At 58.5% G+C, this 14,933-nt stretch carries 20 protein-coding genes; 12 read left to right on the forward strand and 8 right to left on the reverse strand.

Annotated elements, in window-relative coordinates; all coding sequences use genetic code 11:
• Positions 1-4 precede the first annotated feature (4 nt).
• From murA to ARC85_RS07780, 7 genes are read right to left on the reverse strand one after another with little or no spacing between them, the layout of a single operon-like run.
• Positions 5-1,267: a UDP-N-acetylglucosamine 1-carboxyvinyltransferase gene (gene murA / locus ARC85_RS07750; protein WP_011786148.1), complete on the reverse strand. Its 1,263-nt coding sequence runs from the start codon at positions 1,265-1,267 to the stop codon at positions 5-7.
• Between the two features lie 19 nt (positions 1,268-1,286).
• Entirely contained in the window at positions 1,287-1,535 is a 249-nt protein-coding gene (locus ARC85_RS07755; protein WP_014422100.1) for a BolA family protein, read from the reverse strand.
• Between the two features lie 60 nt (positions 1,536-1,595).
• A complete protein-coding gene (locus ARC85_RS07760) occupies positions 1,596-1,913 on the reverse strand; it encodes an STAS domain-containing protein (protein WP_011786150.1) in 318 nt (105 codons plus the stop codon).
• Positions 1,910-2,563, reverse strand: a complete 654-nt coding sequence (locus ARC85_RS07765; protein WP_014422102.1) for an MlaC/ttg2D family ABC transporter substrate-binding protein — start codon at positions 2,561-2,563, stop codon at positions 1,910-1,912. The genes ARC85_RS07760 and ARC85_RS07765 overlap by 4 nt, the downstream gene beginning before the upstream one ends.
• A gap of 26 nt (positions 2,564-2,589) precedes the next feature.
• A complete protein-coding gene (gene mlaD / locus ARC85_RS07770) occupies positions 2,590-3,039 on the reverse strand; it encodes an outer membrane lipid asymmetry maintenance protein MlaD (RefSeq protein WP_153741142.1) in 450 nt (149 codons plus the stop codon).
• Positions 3,040-3,059: 20 nt separating this feature from the next.
• Positions 3,060-3,842 carry a lipid asymmetry maintenance ABC transporter permease subunit MlaE gene (gene mlaE / locus ARC85_RS07775; RefSeq protein ID WP_011786153.1) on the reverse strand — a complete coding sequence of 261 codons (783 nt, stop codon included), beginning with the start codon at positions 3,840-3,842 and terminating at the stop codon, positions 3,060-3,062.
• Positions 3,839-4,651 (reverse strand): ATP-binding cassette domain-containing protein, encoded by an 813-nt coding sequence (locus ARC85_RS07780; RefSeq protein WP_153741143.1) that lies wholly within the window; start codon positions 4,649-4,651, stop codon positions 3,839-3,841. The genes mlaE and ARC85_RS07780 overlap by 4 nt, the downstream gene beginning before the upstream one ends.
• A 174-nt stretch (positions 4,652-4,825) precedes the next feature.
• On the opposite strand from ARC85_RS07780, the gene ARC85_RS07785 reads away from it, so the two are divergent.
• The 12 genes from ARC85_RS07785 (at position 4,826) to yjgA (ending at position 14,102) form a co-directional block, all read left to right on the forward strand.
• The gene (locus ARC85_RS07785; RefSeq protein WP_011786155.1) at positions 4,826-5,815 is read left to right on the forward strand and encodes a KpsF/GutQ family sugar-phosphate isomerase; all 990 of its coding nucleotides are present in this window, start codon (positions 4,826-4,828) and stop codon (positions 5,813-5,815) included.
• Complete coding sequence (locus ARC85_RS07790) at positions 5,815-6,384, forward strand: KdsC family phosphatase (RefSeq protein ID WP_014422104.1); 570 nt, start codon at positions 5,815-5,817, stop codon at positions 6,382-6,384. Before ARC85_RS07785 ends, ARC85_RS07790 begins: the two co-directional genes overlap by 1 nt.
• The gene (gene lptC / locus ARC85_RS07795) at positions 6,381-6,980 is read left to right on the forward strand and encodes an LPS export ABC transporter periplasmic protein LptC (RefSeq protein WP_153741144.1); all 600 of its coding nucleotides are present in this window, start codon (positions 6,381-6,383) and stop codon (positions 6,978-6,980) included. Before ARC85_RS07790 ends, lptC begins: the two co-directional genes overlap by 4 nt.
• Positions 6,964-7,530: a lipopolysaccharide transport periplasmic protein LptA gene (gene lptA, locus ARC85_RS07800; protein ID WP_114434201.1), complete on the forward strand. Its 567-nt coding sequence runs from the start codon at positions 6,964-6,966 to the stop codon at positions 7,528-7,530. Before lptC ends, lptA begins: the two co-directional genes overlap by 17 nt.
• Positions 7,508-8,233: an LPS export ABC transporter ATP-binding protein gene (gene lptB, locus ARC85_RS07805; RefSeq protein ID WP_014422107.1), complete on the forward strand. Its 726-nt coding sequence runs from the start codon at positions 7,508-7,510 to the stop codon at positions 8,231-8,233. The genes lptA and lptB overlap by 23 nt, the downstream gene beginning before the upstream one ends.
• A gap of 188 nt (positions 8,234-8,421) precedes the next feature.
• Positions 8,422-9,951, forward strand: a complete 1,530-nt coding sequence (locus ARC85_RS07810) for an RNA polymerase factor sigma-54 (protein ID WP_153741163.1) — start codon at positions 8,422-8,424, stop codon at positions 9,949-9,951.
• 73 nt (positions 9,952-10,024) lie between these two features.
• Entirely contained in the window at positions 10,025-10,333 is a 309-nt protein-coding gene (hpf, locus tag ARC85_RS07815; RefSeq protein ID WP_011786161.1) for a ribosome hibernation promoting factor, read from the forward strand.
• 88 nt (positions 10,334-10,421) lie between these two features.
• Positions 10,422-10,892, forward strand: a complete 471-nt coding sequence (gene ptsN, locus ARC85_RS07820) for a PTS IIA-like nitrogen regulatory protein PtsN (RefSeq protein ID WP_153741145.1) — start codon at positions 10,422-10,424, stop codon at positions 10,890-10,892.
• A gap of 54 nt (positions 10,893-10,946) precedes the next feature.
• On the forward strand, positions 10,947-11,831 hold the full coding sequence (gene rapZ, locus ARC85_RS07825; protein ID WP_153741146.1) for an RNase adapter RapZ: 885 nt from the start codon (positions 10,947-10,949) through the stop codon (positions 11,829-11,831).
• A gap of 6 nt (positions 11,832-11,837) precedes the next feature.
• Positions 11,838-12,107 carry an HPr family phosphocarrier protein gene (locus tag ARC85_RS07830; RefSeq protein WP_011786164.1) on the forward strand — a complete coding sequence of 90 codons (270 nt, stop codon included), beginning with the start codon at positions 11,838-11,840 and terminating at the stop codon, positions 12,105-12,107.
• 91 nt (positions 12,108-12,198) lie between these two features.
• Positions 12,199-13,560 (forward strand): magnesium transporter, encoded by a 1,362-nt coding sequence (gene mgtE / locus ARC85_RS07835; RefSeq protein WP_011786165.1) that lies wholly within the window; start codon positions 12,199-12,201, stop codon positions 13,558-13,560.
• Positions 13,561-13,577: 17 nt separating this feature from the next.
• On the forward strand, positions 13,578-14,102 hold the full coding sequence (gene yjgA / locus ARC85_RS07840) for a ribosome biogenesis factor YjgA (RefSeq protein ID WP_011786166.1): 525 nt from the start codon (positions 13,578-13,580) through the stop codon (positions 14,100-14,102).
• On the opposite strand, the gene ARC85_RS07845 is transcribed toward yjgA, so the two are convergent.
• On the reverse strand, positions 14,103-14,927 hold the full coding sequence (locus ARC85_RS07845; RefSeq protein ID WP_153741164.1) for a carbon-nitrogen hydrolase family protein: 825 nt from the start codon (positions 14,925-14,927) through the stop codon (positions 14,103-14,105).
• Between the last annotated feature and the right edge of the window lie 6 nt (positions 14,928-14,933).

Genomic DNA, 14,933 nt, shown 5'->3' on the forward strand with positions numbered 1-14,933 from the left:
AAATTCAGGCTGGCAGACGGCGGATGCTGGCACCCAACAGCTGCAATTTCTCTTCAATGCATTCGTAACCGCGGTCAATGTGGTAAATGCGGTCGACAATGGTATCGCCGTCTGCCATCAGACCGGCGATCACGAGGCTGGCTGAGGCCCGCAGATCGGTTGCCATCACCGGAGCACCGGTCAGGTGTTCAACGCCCTTGATGATGGCCGCATTACCTTCAAGGGTAATGTCTGCACCCATCCGGATCAGTTCCTGCAAGTGCATGAAGCGGTTTTCAAATACGGTTTCGACGATGGTTCCGGAACCCTCGGCGACCGCATTCATGGCCGCAAACTGAGCCTGCATATCCGTTGGGAACGCCGGATACGGCGCGGTCCGCAGGCTGACAGCCTTGGGCCGCTTGCCTTTCATGTCCAGTTCAATCCAGTCCGGGCCGGTCGTGATGTGCGCCCCCGCCTCTTCCAGCTTGAGCAGCACCGCTTCCAGGATATCTTCCCGGGTATCTTTTACTTTCACCCGACCACCGGTCGCAGCCGCCGCCACCAGGTAGGTTCCGGTCTCGATCCGGTCCGGCAGCACGTTGTAGTGGCATCCGTGCAGGCGCTCCACACCATTGATTTCAATGGTCGCGGTACCGTGGCCTTTGATATCGGCACCCATGGCGATCAGGCACTCGGCCAGATCCACCACTTCCGGCTCGCGGGCCGCGTTTTCGAGGATGGTTTTACCCTCGGCGAGCGCAGCTGCCATCATCAGGTTTTCGGTACCCGTTACGGTGACCGTATCCAGGAAGATGTGGGCACCCTTCAGCCGGCCATTGGTCTTGGCCTTGATGTAACCATTCTCCACCTTTATGTCGGCACCCATCATTTCCAGACCGTGGATGTGCAGGTTAACCGGTCGGGTACCGATGGCACAGCCACCCGGCAGGGAGACTTCGGCTTCGCCAAAATGTGCCACCAGCGGGCCAAGCACCAGTATGGAGGCGCGCATGGTCTTTACCAGCTCGTACGGTGCATGGAAGTGCTTGATGGTGTTGGCGTGCACTTCAACACTCATCTTTTCGTCAATGAGCAGCTCCACCCCCATGCGACCGAGCAGCTCGATCATGGTGGTAATATCGTTCAGGTGAGGCAGGTTGCCGACGGTAACCGGCTCATCCGCCAGCAGTGTCGCCGCCAGAATGGGCAGGGCCGCGTTCTTGGCACCGGAAATGCGAATTTCGCCATCCAGGGGCTTTCGACCCCTGATCAATAGTTTGTCCACGGTAATTATCCTGTTCGGTTCAGGCGCCGGCCTGCTGATCGGCCCACTCGCTCGGGGTAAAGGCTTTCGGGTGAAGGGCGTGAATGGTGCCGTCCATGACATGCTGGAATAGCACCTTGTTGATCATTTGCTGCCGTTTGATGGTGGGCAGTCCCTCAAATACGTCACCCACCACCACAACAAGATAGTGGTTGCCATCAACCTGTACCTGAACCTCGCAACCGGGCAGGGCTTCTTTGACAAGTTCGGTAACCTGGGCGGCGTCCATAAGGATTCCTCGACTAAGTTGAAATCAGGGGCGGAATTGTAACCAATTCCCGGGCGCCGGTCAGCTGTGCTCGGCAAATCCGGGAATCTGATCCTGAAGATTACTGAGTGCGGCCAGAGAACGAAGTCGCTCACTGGCGCCTGTGAAGGAGAGATGGCAATGTCGGCTTAGCGCCAGACGCTGCCAACACAAAAGCATCGAAAGCACCACACTGTGCGCGGTGCCAAGCCCGGACAGATCAACCTCAAGCGTCCCATCGGCCTGCCGTATTTCCTGTTCGCCCTGCTTGCGCAGCGCCAGGACCGTGTCGGCATCGACATCGCCGGTTACGCAAAGAGTTTTGCCGTTCCGGACGATGCCCGGCAACCGATCACTCATGAACGATCCACCTGCTCGTCCAGATTCAGGGCCTCAACCGCGTCACCCCAGCCGTCAATGACCGCCTGAACCTGGCCGCGATTCTCTTCCATTTCCTGGGCAAAGCGATCCCGGAAGGCAAGGCCGATGTTCACGCCCTCTACGATGACGTTTTCCATCATCCAGCGGTCGTCACCTGTCCGGTACATTGAGTAAGTGACCGGATAACGGTTGCCGGAGGCACTGATCAACTCCATTTCTACCGAAGCGCGATCCTCATTCTGAGGAAGGATGGTGGCTTCCTTGACGATGATCTCGAAATCTTCCGCAGAAACCAGGGCCTGGGCATAACTGTCAAACAGGCTGCGCTTGAACTTCTCGACAAAAGCATCCCGCTGCTCTGGCGTGGTCTGGCGGGCATATCGACCCATCACCCGGGCAGCAATCCGGCGAAAATCGACAAACTCCTGAAGGGTTTCATCCATGCTGGCATAAAACGCCTCAGGGTCCTTTTCGTACAACCCTTTCTCGGCATTGAGCTTCTGCACCAGCTTCTGGGTATTCTCGTCCACGTAACGCTTCAGATCCTCCTCCGGGCCGGCCCAGACCTGGCCCACCATCAGGGCGACCATGGCAATCATCAACGTCAAACGATGTTTAAGGACACTCATTAGTTTCTCCTGTGCATGGCTCTGGCTCAGCGGCCGGAGGCAAAGTTACTGATCAGCCGTTCCAGATTCATGGCGGACTGGGTGGAATAGAAGGTATCCCCCGCGTTCAGCGATTCCAGGTCGCCGCCAATCGATATATCAATGTACTGCTCACCCAGCAGTCCGGATGTACGTATTACTGCTGCACTGTCGGCCGGGATGTTATCAACCTCAGCGTGGATAGACATGGTTACGCGCGCCTGGAAAGTGTCCCTGTCCAGGGTAATGGATTCGATGGTACCGACGGTGACACCAGCCATGGAAACCTTGCCTCGGGGCGTCAGACCACCGGTATCGTTGAAATTGGCATACAGCGTATAGGTCTGCTCCGCGGATTTCGGCGACAGGCCACTCACCTGCAGCGCCAGAAACATGAGCGCGGCCAAACCGGCGACCATAAACAGCCCAACAATGATTTCTGTGCTTCTTTGTGCCATGAAAGGCTCCCTGAATCCTGTTAAAAATCACCGAACATGACGGCAGTCAGTACGAAATCGAGACCGAGCACTGCCAGCGATGAGTAGACCACGGTTTTGGTGGTCGCCGAACTGATACCAGCAGAGGTGGGCACGCAGTCATAGCCCTGGTAGACCGCAATCCAGGCACACACGAACCCGAACACCACACTCTTGATAAAGCCGTTAAGCACGTCATCCACAAAATCGACGGAGGACTGCATGTTGCCCCAGAAAGAACCCTCGAACACACCCAGCCATTCCACGCCAACCAGCATGCCGCCCCAGATCCCCACTACCGAGAAAATCATGGCAAGTACCGGCATGGCGAGAAAACCGGCCCAAAGTCTCGGTGCAACAACCCGGCGCAACGGATCTACCCCCATCATTTCCATACTGGAGAGCTGTTCCGTCGCCTTCATCAGGCCGATCTCTGCCGTCAGGGCGGAGCCCGCGCGACCGGCGAACAGCAGGGCCGTCACCACCGGCCCCAACTCGCGTACCAGCGTGAGCGCAATCATCTGGCCAATCGCCGACTCCGAGCCGTAATCACTGAGAATGGTATAACCCTGAAGCCCTAGCACCATCCCGATAAACAATCCTGAGACCACCACAATCGCCAGTGACAACACGCCGACGGCGTAGAGCTGTTTGACCAGCAAGGGAAAACCTGTAGCAGGCCTGGGGACACCGGCCAGCACACCGAACAGAAACTGCCCGGAACGACCAAAGGAGGCGATGATCGCGATCCCGAGCCGCCCCAGGCCGGCAATACGATCCATCATGAAGACCGCCCTCCCACACCAAAATCAGCCGCTGCATCGCCACTCGGGTAATGGAACGGCACCGGGCCATCAGGCTGCCCTTCAAGAAACTGCTGAACCCGCTCAGACGGATGCGCCCGCAGCTCCTCGGGAGTGCCCTCACCGATCACCTTGCCGTCGGCAATAATGCAGGCGTAATGGCAAATACTCAGGGATTCGGGCACATCGTGCGACACCAGAACGCTGGTCAGCCCCATGGAACTGTTGAGATCCCGGATCAGCTTGACCAGCACGCCCATGGCAATCGGATCCTGCCCGGCAAAGGGCTCGTCGTACATGATCAACTCCGGGTCCAGCGCGATACTGCGGGCCAGGGCCACCCGCCGGGTCATGCCACCGGACAACTCTGAGGGCATCAGCTCTCTGGCGCCACGCAAGCCCACCGCCTCCAGCTTCATCAGAACGATGTCCCGAATCATATCCTCGGGTAATGACGTGTGCACCCGCAGCGGGAAGGCAACGTTCTCGTAAACACTGAGATCGGTGAACAGCGCGCCACTCTGAAACAGCATGCCCATCTTCTCGCGCAGCTGGTAGAGCGCCTTGCGCTTGAGCCCGGGCACGTCGTGGCCTGCCACATTCACCTGGCCCGAATCCGGGCGAAGCTGACCTCCAATGAGCCTGAGGAGCGTGGTTTTACCGGTACCACTGGGCCCCATGATGGCAGTCACCTTCCCTTTGGGAATATCCAGACTGATTCCATCAAAAATCCGGCGCCCGGAACGGGAAAACACCACATCCCTAAGTGTTATGTACGCAGATGACTCCATAATCCATCCCTTTCAAGGAGCGCCTACATTATGACAAGCTCTCCCAGACCTCAATTAAAGCAACGTAAAATGTCTTGATGGCAATGATCAGAATCCCTGATGCAGGCGAGCCGGGGGCACCAGAAGTGATATACTTCGGCCTCAAATCCCAGATCGAGCAGACAGCCAGCCGACATGACCGAATCAAATACCTTCAACACCCAGGACTTTTGCAACTCGGCCCTACGGGCAATCCGCATCGAGCGCGAAGCCATTGAAGCGCTGGAAAGCCGTATAAACGGTGACTTCAGCCGCGCCTGCGAGGTCATCATGGCCTGCAAAGGCCGGGTTGTGGTGACAGGTATGGGCAAATCGGGGCACATCGGCAACAAGATTGCCGCCACGCTCGCCAGCACGGGCACGCCCGCCTTTTTTGTTCATCCCGGCGAAGCCAGCCATGGCGATCTGGGCATGATAACACCCCAGGATGTGGTCATCGCCATATCCAACAGCGGCAGCACCAGCGAAGTGGTCACCATTCTCCCTCTGATCAAGCGCATGGGCGCGCCATTGATCAGCATGACAGGCAAACCCGATTCCGTACTGGCACAGGAGGCCGTTGCCAACCTGGATGTCAGCGTGGCCATTGAAGCCTGCCCCCTGGGCCTGGCACCCACCTCCAGCACCACCGCCACCCTGGTCATGGGGGATGCCCTGGCCGTGGCGCTGCTTGAAGCCCGGGGATTCAGCGCCGAGGATTTCGCGTTCTCCCACCCCGGCGGCAGCCTTGGACGCCGCCTGCTGCTGCGGGTATCCGACATCATGCACACCGGTGACCAGATTCCTCAGGTTGCCGAGGGCACAACCCTGAGCGGGGCACTGCTGGAAATAACCCGCAAGGGCCTGGGTATGACCACGGTCGTTAATGCCGCCGGCACCCTGACGGGCATCTTCACCGACGGCGACCTGCGCCGGACCCTGGACAAATCCGTGGATGTGCACACTACCCCCATCCAGGACGTGATGACCCGCAACGGCAAAACCATCCGGGCAGACCACCTGGCGGCAGAAGCCTTGAATATCATGGAAGAAATGAAAATCAACGCCTTGCCGGTTACCGACGCAAACGGCACCCTGGTGGGCGCTATTAATATGCACGACCTGCTGCGGGCCGGAGTGATTTGATGACTCAGACAGCGCATCCGTTACAAACCCACTGGGACGCAGCCCTGAAGGCCAAAGCCTCGGACATTCGCCTGATCGCCCTGGACGTGGACGGCATCATGAGCGATGGCCGCCTCTATTTCAGTGCCAGCGGCGATGAACTCAAGGCCTTCAACATTCTTGACGGCCTGGGCCTGAAACAACTGATGCAGGCAGGCATCACCGTGGCGGTGATTACCGGACGACGCTCTCCTCTTACGGAAAGACGAATGTCGGACTTGGGCATCCCGCACCTGATGCAGGGTCGCGAAGACAAAAAAATCGCATTGCTGGAATTGATCCGGGATATGAACCTTGCGCCGGAGCAGATTGCCTACATGGGCGACGACCTGCCCGACCTACCCGCGCTGCGTTTTGCCGGCCTTGGCATCACGGTACCCAACGGCTACTGGCTGGTTCAGCAACACGCCGACTACTGTACCCGCAGCCCCGGTGGACAGGGCGCTGTGCGCGAGGCCTGCGATCTCCTGCTCTGGGCGCAAGGGCACCTGGACAACACTCTTGCCCCCTATCTGGACGAGCCAGCATGATCACCGAGCGGCTTTTCGGCGATCGTGGCAAACGGCGGATTACAGCTCTGGCCCTTGCCGCCACCGTAACAGCAACCGTTTTTCTGCTGTGGCAAAGTGACGAACCTGTCAGTTCGCGGAATGCCGCCAGCGAGCTACGGGGGCCCGCAGAGCCCGACGGCTTTGTGATCGGCGGACAATACCGCGCCTGGGATGAGCAAGGGAACCTCCAGATTGATCTCAAAAGCCCCAGAATTGAGCAGTTTGAAGCAACCGGCACGGCTCATCTGGATACGCCGAGAGCCCGGCTTTTCAGTGAGGGCAGCCCCGACCCTTGGCTCGTCGAGTCCAATGAAGGTAGCCTTCAGCAGAACAATGAAAAGCTGGAACTTACGGGGAACGTCCGATTGACCCGACAGGCCGAAGGCCGCGAAGCCGTTCTGGAGACCGAGGCACTGACCCTGGACAACAGCAACGGCACCGTCTACACCGACCAGCCGGTGACCATCACCGAGCCTTTTGGCGTCACCCGCTCCACCGGTATGAAAGCCTGGATCAACGAACGCATTCTCGAACTCAACTCCCGGGTAGAGGGACAATATGAAACCGTCAGGTAAACGATCTTTCTGCCGGCCAGCGATTCTGGCCATGGCATTGCTGGCCGGCCCGGCATCGGCATTCAACCTGGATTCCGATATCCCCATAAAGGTCAGTGCAGATTCGGCCCGTCTGGATGAAAGCGCCGGAACGGCCGTTTACACCGGCGCTGTCGAACTGATTCAGGGCGAAACCCGGCTGGACGCGGATCGGGTGGTACTTTACCGCAACCAACAGGGTGTCAGCCGGATTGAAGCCGCCGGCAACCCCGCCCATTACCGGCAACCCGGCCAGGAAGGCGAAGGCACGACCGATGCCAAGGCCCTGAACATCACCTGGTCTGGCGATGAAAACCTGGTTATTTTTGAACGCCAGGCCGTTATTGAACAAGACGGCAACGTATTCCGGGGCGACGTCATCCACTACGACACCGTTCGCCGCGTTGTTACTGCGGAAGGCGGCACGCCATCCGACGGCGGCTCCGGCCGGGTGGAAATGGTGATTCAGCCTCGTAATTCAGCTCAATCCAGTGACGGGAAAGGTTCGGATGGCAGTTCTCAGGGCCAGTAATCTGGCAAAAAGCTACAAGCAGAAAAAAGTGGTGCTGGACGTTTCTCTGGAAATTCGCTCCGGCGAGATTGTCGGCCTGCTCGGCCCCAACGGCGCCGGCAAGACCACCTGCTTCTACATGATCGTGGGCCTGGTGCCTGCGGATCACGGCCGGATCACCATCGACACCCAGGACATCACCCCGCTGCCAATGCATGGGCGCGCCCGCAAGGGCATCGGTTACCTGCCCCAGGAGGCCTCCGTGTTTCGCAAACTGACCGTGCGGGACAACATCATGGCCATCCTCGAAACCCGCAAAGGCATGAGTCGGGCGGAACGGGAAGCCAAGCTGGAAGAGTTGCTGGAAGAGTTTCATATTACTCACATCCGAGACAGCGTGGGTATGGCGCTATCCGGAGGCGAACGCCGCAGGGTTGAAATCGCCCGGGCGCTGGCCATGGAGCCTGCGTTTATCCTGCTGGACGAACCCTTCGCGGGCGTAGACCCTATCTCCGTCAGTGACATCAAGCACATTATCCGGCACCTGCGGGATAAAGGTATTGGCGTGTTGATTACCGACCATAACGTTCGGGAAACCCTCGACATCTGCGAGAATGCCTACATCGTTTCCGGCGGCCACATCATCGCCTCCGGCAATGCCGAAGCCATTCTGGCAAACCAGCAGGTGAAAGAAGTGTATCTGGGTGATGAGTTCCGGCTCTGACCTGATAAAACAGGGTTTATCCGAGGTCTGATTGTTTTGATGATCTGTAGCAAGTAAACTCGGCAAAAAACTTGCTTATACTGTTCACAGACAATGGCAAGTAACCAGCGTACAACATTTTTTTCGGCCTGTGCGCCGGCAAAGCAACAACCGGGATGCCCATGAGTTATGGATCTTGAGCCATGGTTATGAAAGCCTCATTACAGCTTAAGCTGGGCCAGAGTCTGACCATGACGCCCCAGCTGCAGCAGGCCATACGCCTGCTACAGCTTTCTACCCTCGATCTCCAGCAGGAAATCCAGCAGGCGCTGGAATCCAACCCCATGCTGGAAACCTCAGAGGACGATGAGCACGCGGAAGGCGACGAGCACGAAGAGCACGAGCACAGTGACGCTTCCAGCTCTGAGGCCAACCAGGACGACAGCCACCAGGACGCGAGCCCGGACTGGGACGAAACCGAGAACGGCCCTGACTGGTCGTCCGAGAACGATATTCCGGACAACATTCCCGATGATCTGCCAGTGGATACCGCCTGGGACGACATCTACCAGTCTGCCCCGGCTCCGGCCAGCAAAGGCGAAGACGAGCACGAATCGGATTTCGAAACCCGGAACTCGCCTACCGAAACCCTGCAGGATCACCTCGAGTGGCAGCTGAACCTGACGCCTCTGAGCGAGCGGGATCAGGCCATTGCCCACGCACTGCTGGATGCTGTGGATGAACGCGGCTACCTGACGTCTGACATTGAGGACATTCACGCAGGCCTGCTGGACGAAACCGAAGAAGACCCGTTGGAACTGGACGAAGTGGAAGCGGTACTCCACCGCCTGCAACACTTCGACCCGCCCGGCGTGTTCGCTCGGGATCTCCAGGAATGCCTGCTGATTCAGCTCAACCAGCTGCCACCGGATACCCCCTGGCTGCGCCAGGCGAGACTGGTGGTTACCCAGTTCCTGCATCTGCTTGGCAACCGGGACTACGCACAGCTGTTGCGCCGCAGCCGGCTCAAGGAAGACCAGCTGAAACAGGTACTGGCCCTGATCACCAGCCTGAACCCGCGCCCTGGCGATGTCGTGGACCGGGCCGAACCGGATTACGTTATCCCGGACGTCATCGTACGCAAACACGAAGGCCGATGGCGGGTTGAACTCAACCCGGAAATCGCTCCGCGTATCCGGGTGAATGCCAGCTACGCGTCACTGATCCGCCGGGCTGACAGCAGTGCCGATAACACCTACCTGCGCGACCAGCTGCAAGAAGCGAAATGGTTTATCAAGAGCCTGCAAAGCCGGAATGAAACCCTGCTGAAAGTGGCCACCCGCATCGTTGAACACCAGCAAGGGTTCCTGGATCAGGGCGAAGAAGCCATGAAGCCTCTGATCCTGTCTGACATTGCCCAGGCGGTGGAAATGCACGAGTCCACGATTTCCCGGGTTACCACCCAGAAGTACATGCACACGCCCCGCGGTATTTTCGAGCTGAAGTACTTTTTCTCCAGCCACGTCAGCACCGCCGAGGGCGGCGAATGCTCGTCTACAGCCATCCGGGCGATGATCAAGAAGCTGATTGCCGAGGAAACCCCGAAAAAGCCATTGAGCGATAGCAAAATTGCAGCCATGCTAGGGGAACAGGGAATCAACGTGGCGCGGCGTACCGTCGCCAAATACCGGGAGGCCATGCATATTCCTCCCTCGAACGAACGAAAACGCCTGGTTTAAACTTTCGCCGGTGCAAGATGCACTGGCATGCAAGCCGGCAAGCACGCCGGCAGTATGACAACAGGAGACGCCTATGCAACTCAACATTTCAGGCCATCACGTAGAACTGACTCCCGCTCTGAAGGATTACGTCAACACCAAGTTCGAGAAGCTGGAGCGTCACTTCGACCATATCAGTAACTGCCAGGTCACCCTGGAGGTCGAGAAGGTGCGCCAGATGGCGGAAGCCACGCTGCACGTGATTGGTGGTGAGATTCACGCAAAGGCAGAAAATGAGGACATGTACGCCGCAATCGACGCTCTGGTCGACAAGCTGGACCGTCAGATCCTCAAGCACAAGGAAAAGAACGTAGACCGGATGCACGGTAACGGCGGTCGCTGAAGCGCGAACCTTACCGGGTGTTTCATGAAACGAGCTGCGGCGGGGCTAACCGGCCGCAGCCTTTTTTTTACGGACATGCAGTCGATCCATGAGCGAGCCATCCCTGACCATCGACAATATTCTTGCCCCTGAACTGACCCTGTGTAAGGTGCCGGCCTCAAGCAAGAAACGTGTGCTGGAGTTCATCGCTGAACGGATTCACTTTCAGGATGAAATCCTCAGCGACACCCAGATCTTCAACAATCTGGTCTCCCGCGAACGGCTGGGTAGCACCGGTATCGGCGAGGGTATTGCCATCCCCCACTGCCGACTGGAAGGCCTGGACCGGGTCATCGGCGTGCTGATGACTCTGGAGGAGCCGGTAGACTTTGATGCTATCGATAACCAGCCGGTAGATCTGGTGTTTGCACTGATCGTCCCCAAAGAAGCCACCAGTGAACACCTGGAGTTACTGAGCCAGCTGGCGGAGCGCTTCAATGACAGCACCTTCTGCGCCCGGCTGCGCCAGTGTGAAGATGCCGCGAACCTTTACCAGCGTATGGCGGAGAGTAATCACTGAGATCAGCCTGATATCTGGACAGGCTGCCAGGCAGATTGAAGGAGAAACAGTCCCATGAAGCTGATTATCGTCAGTGGCCGATCCGGTTCCGGCAAGAGTACGGCTCTGCATGTGCTGGAAGACCTGGGATTCTACTGCATCGACAACCTGCCCATTGGCTTGCTGTTCCCGCTGACCCGAGAGGCGGCCACCCAGGAAGCGCCCGGCCGGCTGAAAAAAATGGCCGTGAGTATTGATGCCCGTAACCTGTCCGCCGAGCTGGCCAATTTTGAAACCATCTACCAGCAACTGAAGCAGACCGGTGTCGAGGTTGAAATCATATTCCTGGATGCCGACGAACAGTCACTGCTGCAGCGCTTTCACGCAACCCGCCGCAAGCATCCGCTGAGCGATGACAAGACGTCTCTGCGGGAGGCAATCACCAACGAAAAGCAATTACTGGAACCCCTGTCAAAGCTGGCCGATCTTTACGTCAACACGACCGGGCTCTCCATGTATGAGCTACGCGACATGATCAAGCAGCGCGTGGCCGGCCGCAAGGATCAGGAACTGGCACTGCTGTTCCAGTCCTTTGGCTTCAAACATGGCGTGCCGGTGGATTCAGACTACGTCTTCGACGTCCGCTGCCTGCCCAATCCATACTGGGACACCAGCCTGCGCAAGCACACCGGCGTTGATCAGCCGGTCATCGAATTTCTTGAACGGGAACCGCTGACACGTCAGATGGTGGATGACGTCACGGGCTTCCTGAATACCTGGCTGCCCTCGTTTGCCGACAGCAATCGTAGCTACATGACCATTTCCATCGGTTGCACCGGTGGCCAGCACCGCTCCGTTTATGTGTGTGAGCAGCTCGGACGCTATTTCCGCGACAATTACCGCAATGTGCAGGTGCGCCACACCGAACTGCCACACCTTCAAGCCCGGGGAGAAATCTGAGCGCCTATGATTTGCCGCCCCATCACCATCATCAACAAACTCGGCCTGCATGCGCGGGCCACGGCGAAGCTTGTGGCCACCGCATCAGACTTTGACAGCAAGGTGCGAATCCGCGGCAAAGGCCGGGACGTAGACGCCAAGAACATCATGCAGGTGATGATGCTGGCCGCCAGCCAGGGCACCGAAGTGGAACTGGTTGCCGATGGCCCGGACGAACAGGATGCCATCGACGCGCTGGCTGCCCTGATCAACGATTATTTTGGTGAAGGGGAATAACCTCCGGTTTCGTCATTCACCTACAATCCTTTCTCACGTGTGCCACCTAACTCCGCTATAATGCAAAGGTTTTCTGATCGCAGGTGGTTCAATGACCGACATTCTGGAAAAAAGCCAGGCCCGCCAACGCCTTCGCTCACTCAGTGAAGCGCTGGACAGTGGTGCCCTCAAGCAGGTGGCCCGCATTCTGAATGGCGGTCTGAGCCCCAGCGATATTGCTCACCTTCTGGAATCCTCGCCACCACGCCAACGGGCCCTGCTCTGGAACCTGGTCGACAAGCAGCTGGAAGGGGAAGTCCTCCAGTACCTTGGCGACGATATTCGTAGCTACTTCCTGAGCCAGCTGAACGCGCAGGAGCTGGCGGACATTCTGGAAGATTTCGAGTCGGATGACCTGGCCGACTTGCTTCAGCAATTGCCGGACACGGTGATCCAGGAAGTCCTGGACACCATGGACGAGCAAGACCGTCAGCGGGTAGAGGAAGTCCTCGCTTACCCGGAGGACACTGCTGGCGGCCTGATGAACACCGACACCATCACGGTGCGGCCGGACATCAGCATCGACGTTGTGTTGCGCTACCTGCGCCGTCACCGCAGCCTGCCCCCGATGACCGACAGCCTGATTGTGGTCAGCCGTCGGGACGAGTTTATCGGCATGCTGCCCATTACCCGGATGCTGGTATCCAATCCCGCGGCTACCGTTCGGGAAGTGATGGACACAGACATTGAACCCATTCCCGTGTCGCTGTCCGATACCAAGGTCGCCACTCTGTTCGAACGCTACGACCTGATTTCTGCCCCTGTGGTGGATGAGACCAACAAGCTGCTGGGCCGGATCACCATCGATGACGTGGTCGACGTTATCCGTGAGGACGCAGACCATTCCCTGATGAGTATGGCTGGTCTGGATGAAGACGAGGACACCTTTGCCCCGGTGATGAAGACCACCCGCCGGCGCGCGGTCTGGCTGGGCATTAATCTGATCACGGCCTTTACCGCATCGGCCGTGATTGGACTGTTTGAAGACACTATTGCCAAAGTCGTTGCACTGGCCGTACTGATGCCAATTGTGGCCAGCATGGGCGGCATTGCCGGTAGCCAGACTCTGACCCTGGTAATCCGGGGCATGGCCGTTGGCCAGATCAGCGGCGCCAACGTGGGCTGGCTGCTGAACCGTGAGTTTCTGTCCGGAGTGCTGAACGGCCTGCTGTGGGCGGTGGTGGTTGCCACCGCCGCGGTGGTCTGGTTCCAGGACTGGCTGATTGGCGCCATCATCGCAGCGGCACTGGTGATTAACCTGGTGGCGGCGGCGCTGGTGGGCACCGTCTTACCACTGTTCCTGAAATCCCGGAACATTGACCCGGCCCTGGCCGGCAGTGTGATACTCACCACCGTAACCGACGTTGTCGGCTTCATGGCCTTCCTGGGACTGGCCACCATTTTCTATGCCTGAGCAACCTGTGACCTACCATGACTGACCAATTTGACGACGAATTCCAGGACGACCTTGGCCCCAGCAAATCGCAGCTGAAGCGCGAAATGCACGCGCTTCAGGATCTGGGCAAACGCATGCTGGACCTGAACGACGAACAGCTGGCCACCCTGAGCATCAGCGAGACCCTGAAAGCGGCGATCATTGAATCACGCCGGATTCCCCAGCGTGAGGCCCGCCGGCGACACTTGCAGTACATTGGTAAGGTGTTGCGCCAGGAGGACGACCCCGAAGCTATTGGCCGTGCCATCGACGCCTTCCACGCTGGCAGCGAAGAGCATACCCGCCGACACCATCTGGCCGAGCGCTGGCGCGACCGGATGATTTCCGAAGGTGACAAGGTGGTAGGAGAGTTTATTGATTACTGCCCTTCGGCCGATGTACAGCACCTGCGCAATCTGGTGCGCAATGCCCGCAAGGAAGTCGAAAAAGGCAAGAATACCGGCCAGGCCCGAAAGCTGTTCCGGGCTCTGCGGGAATGGATCGACGACGCCGAGCAGTAATCAGAGCCGCCGGTGCTCCCACACGGGCATACGGCTTCGCAACTGATGCAGTTGCTCCAGGTCCAGATTGGCGCAAGCCATGCCCGGACCTTCGTCGAACTCACTGACGATCTTACCCCAGGGATCGCAGATCAGGCTGTGGCCATAGGTTCTTCGCCGGCTACTGTTCTGCCCCCCTTGCCCCGGCGCCACCACCCAGACCTGGTTTTCAATGGCGCGGGCGCGTATCAGGGCGTGCCAATGGGCATTGCCCGTCTGCCAGGTAAAGGCGCTGGGCAGGCAGACCCATTCGGCGCCCTGCTCTCTCAAGGCCCGGAACAGTTCTGGAAAGCGAAGGTCGTAACAGATCGCCAACCCCAGTCGTCCGGCCGGCGTATCCACCGTAATCGCCTGATCACCGGGCTCAAAGGTATCCGATTCCCGATACTGGCCGTGGGCGTCTTCAACCATGGCGTCAAACAGGTGAATCTTGTCGTAGCGGGCCACTTCTTCGCCATGATCGTTGTACACCAGACAGGTGGCGCGTACCCGGTCTGTTATCACTGAACCATCTCGCCGACTGGCCAACGGCAGGGAACCGCCGACAATCCAGAGCCCCAATGACCGGGCCTGCTCGGCCAGAAAGCGACGGATAACAGGCTCACTACCCGCCTCCCGGCGGCCGCACTCCAGCATCTGCGCGGTGGCCAGAACGGCGAAGTTCTCGGGCAACACCGCCACCTTCGCCCCTGCGCCTGCCGCTTCAGCCAGCAGTCTGCGGGCCTCTTCAAGGTTGGCATCGATGTCATGGGTACTGACCATTTGTATTGCCGCGACCTGAACCATCATGGC

The organism is Marinobacter sp. tcs-11 (assembly GCF_002049515.1).
GTDB classification, from domain to species: Bacteria; Pseudomonadota; Gammaproteobacteria; order Pseudomonadales; family Oleiphilaceae; genus Marinobacter; species Marinobacter nauticus.

What these genes read in the sequence shown, in the direction of transcription:
- ARC85_RS07790 (WP_014422104.1), top strand. Translation starts at nt 5,815, where the DNA reads ATGACTCAGACAGCGCATCCGTTACAAACCCACTGGGACGCAGCCCTG.
- ARC85_RS07830 (WP_011786164.1), top strand. Translation starts at nt 11,838, where the DNA reads ATGATTTGCCGCCCCATCACCATCATCAACAAACTCGGCCTGCATGCG.
- yjgA (WP_011786166.1), top strand. Translation starts at nt 13,578, where the DNA reads ATGACTGACCAATTTGACGACGAATTCCAGGACGACCTTGGCCCCAGC.
- lptB (WP_014422107.1), top strand. Translation starts at nt 7,508, where the DNA reads ATGGCAGTTCTCAGGGCCAGTAATCTGGCAAAAAGCTACAAGCAGAAA.
- ARC85_RS07810 (WP_153741163.1), top strand. Translation starts at nt 8,422, where the DNA reads ATGAAAGCCTCATTACAGCTTAAGCTGGGCCAGAGTCTGACCATGACG.
- hpf (WP_011786161.1), top strand. Translation starts at nt 10,025, where the DNA reads ATGCAACTCAACATTTCAGGCCATCACGTAGAACTGACTCCCGCTCTG.
- lptA (WP_114434201.1), top strand. Translation starts at nt 6,964, where the DNA reads ATGAAACCGTCAGGTAAACGATCTTTCTGCCGGCCAGCGATTCTGGCC.
- ARC85_RS07760 (WP_011786150.1), bottom strand. Translation starts at nt 1,913, where the DNA reads ATGAGTGATCGGTTGCCGGGCATCGTCCGGAACGGCAAAACTCTTTGC.
- ptsN (WP_153741145.1), top strand. Translation starts at nt 10,422, where the DNA reads ATGAGCGAGCCATCCCTGACCATCGACAATATTCTTGCCCCTGAACTG.
- mgtE (WP_011786165.1), top strand. Translation starts at nt 12,199, where the DNA reads ATGACCGACATTCTGGAAAAAAGCCAGGCCCGCCAACGCCTTCGCTCA.
- ARC85_RS07845 (WP_153741164.1), bottom strand. Translation starts at nt 14,927, where the DNA reads ATGGTTCAGGTCGCGGCAATACAAATGGTCAGTACCCATGACATCGAT.
- ARC85_RS07785 (WP_011786155.1), top strand. Translation starts at nt 4,826, where the DNA reads ATGACCGAATCAAATACCTTCAACACCCAGGACTTTTGCAACTCGGCC.
- ARC85_RS07765 (WP_014422102.1), bottom strand. Translation starts at nt 2,563, where the DNA reads ATGAGTGTCCTTAAACATCGTTTGACGTTGATGATTGCCATGGTCGCC.
- ARC85_RS07755 (WP_014422100.1), bottom strand. Translation starts at nt 1,535, where the DNA reads ATGGACGCCGCCCAGGTTACCGAACTTGTCAAAGAAGCCCTGCCCGGT.
- rapZ (WP_153741146.1), top strand. Translation starts at nt 10,947, where the DNA reads ATGAAGCTGATTATCGTCAGTGGCCGATCCGGTTCCGGCAAGAGTACG.
- mlaE (WP_011786153.1), bottom strand. Translation starts at nt 3,842, where the DNA reads ATGATGGATCGTATTGCCGGCCTGGGGCGGCTCGGGATCGCGATCATC.
- mlaD (WP_153741142.1), bottom strand. Translation starts at nt 3,039, where the DNA reads ATGGCACAAAGAAGCACAGAAATCATTGTTGGGCTGTTTATGGTCGCC.
- ARC85_RS07780 (WP_153741143.1), bottom strand. Translation starts at nt 4,651, where the DNA reads ATGGAGTCATCTGCGTACATAACACTTAGGGATGTGGTGTTTTCCCGT.
- lptC (WP_153741144.1), top strand. Translation starts at nt 6,381, where the DNA reads ATGATCACCGAGCGGCTTTTCGGCGATCGTGGCAAACGGCGGATTACA.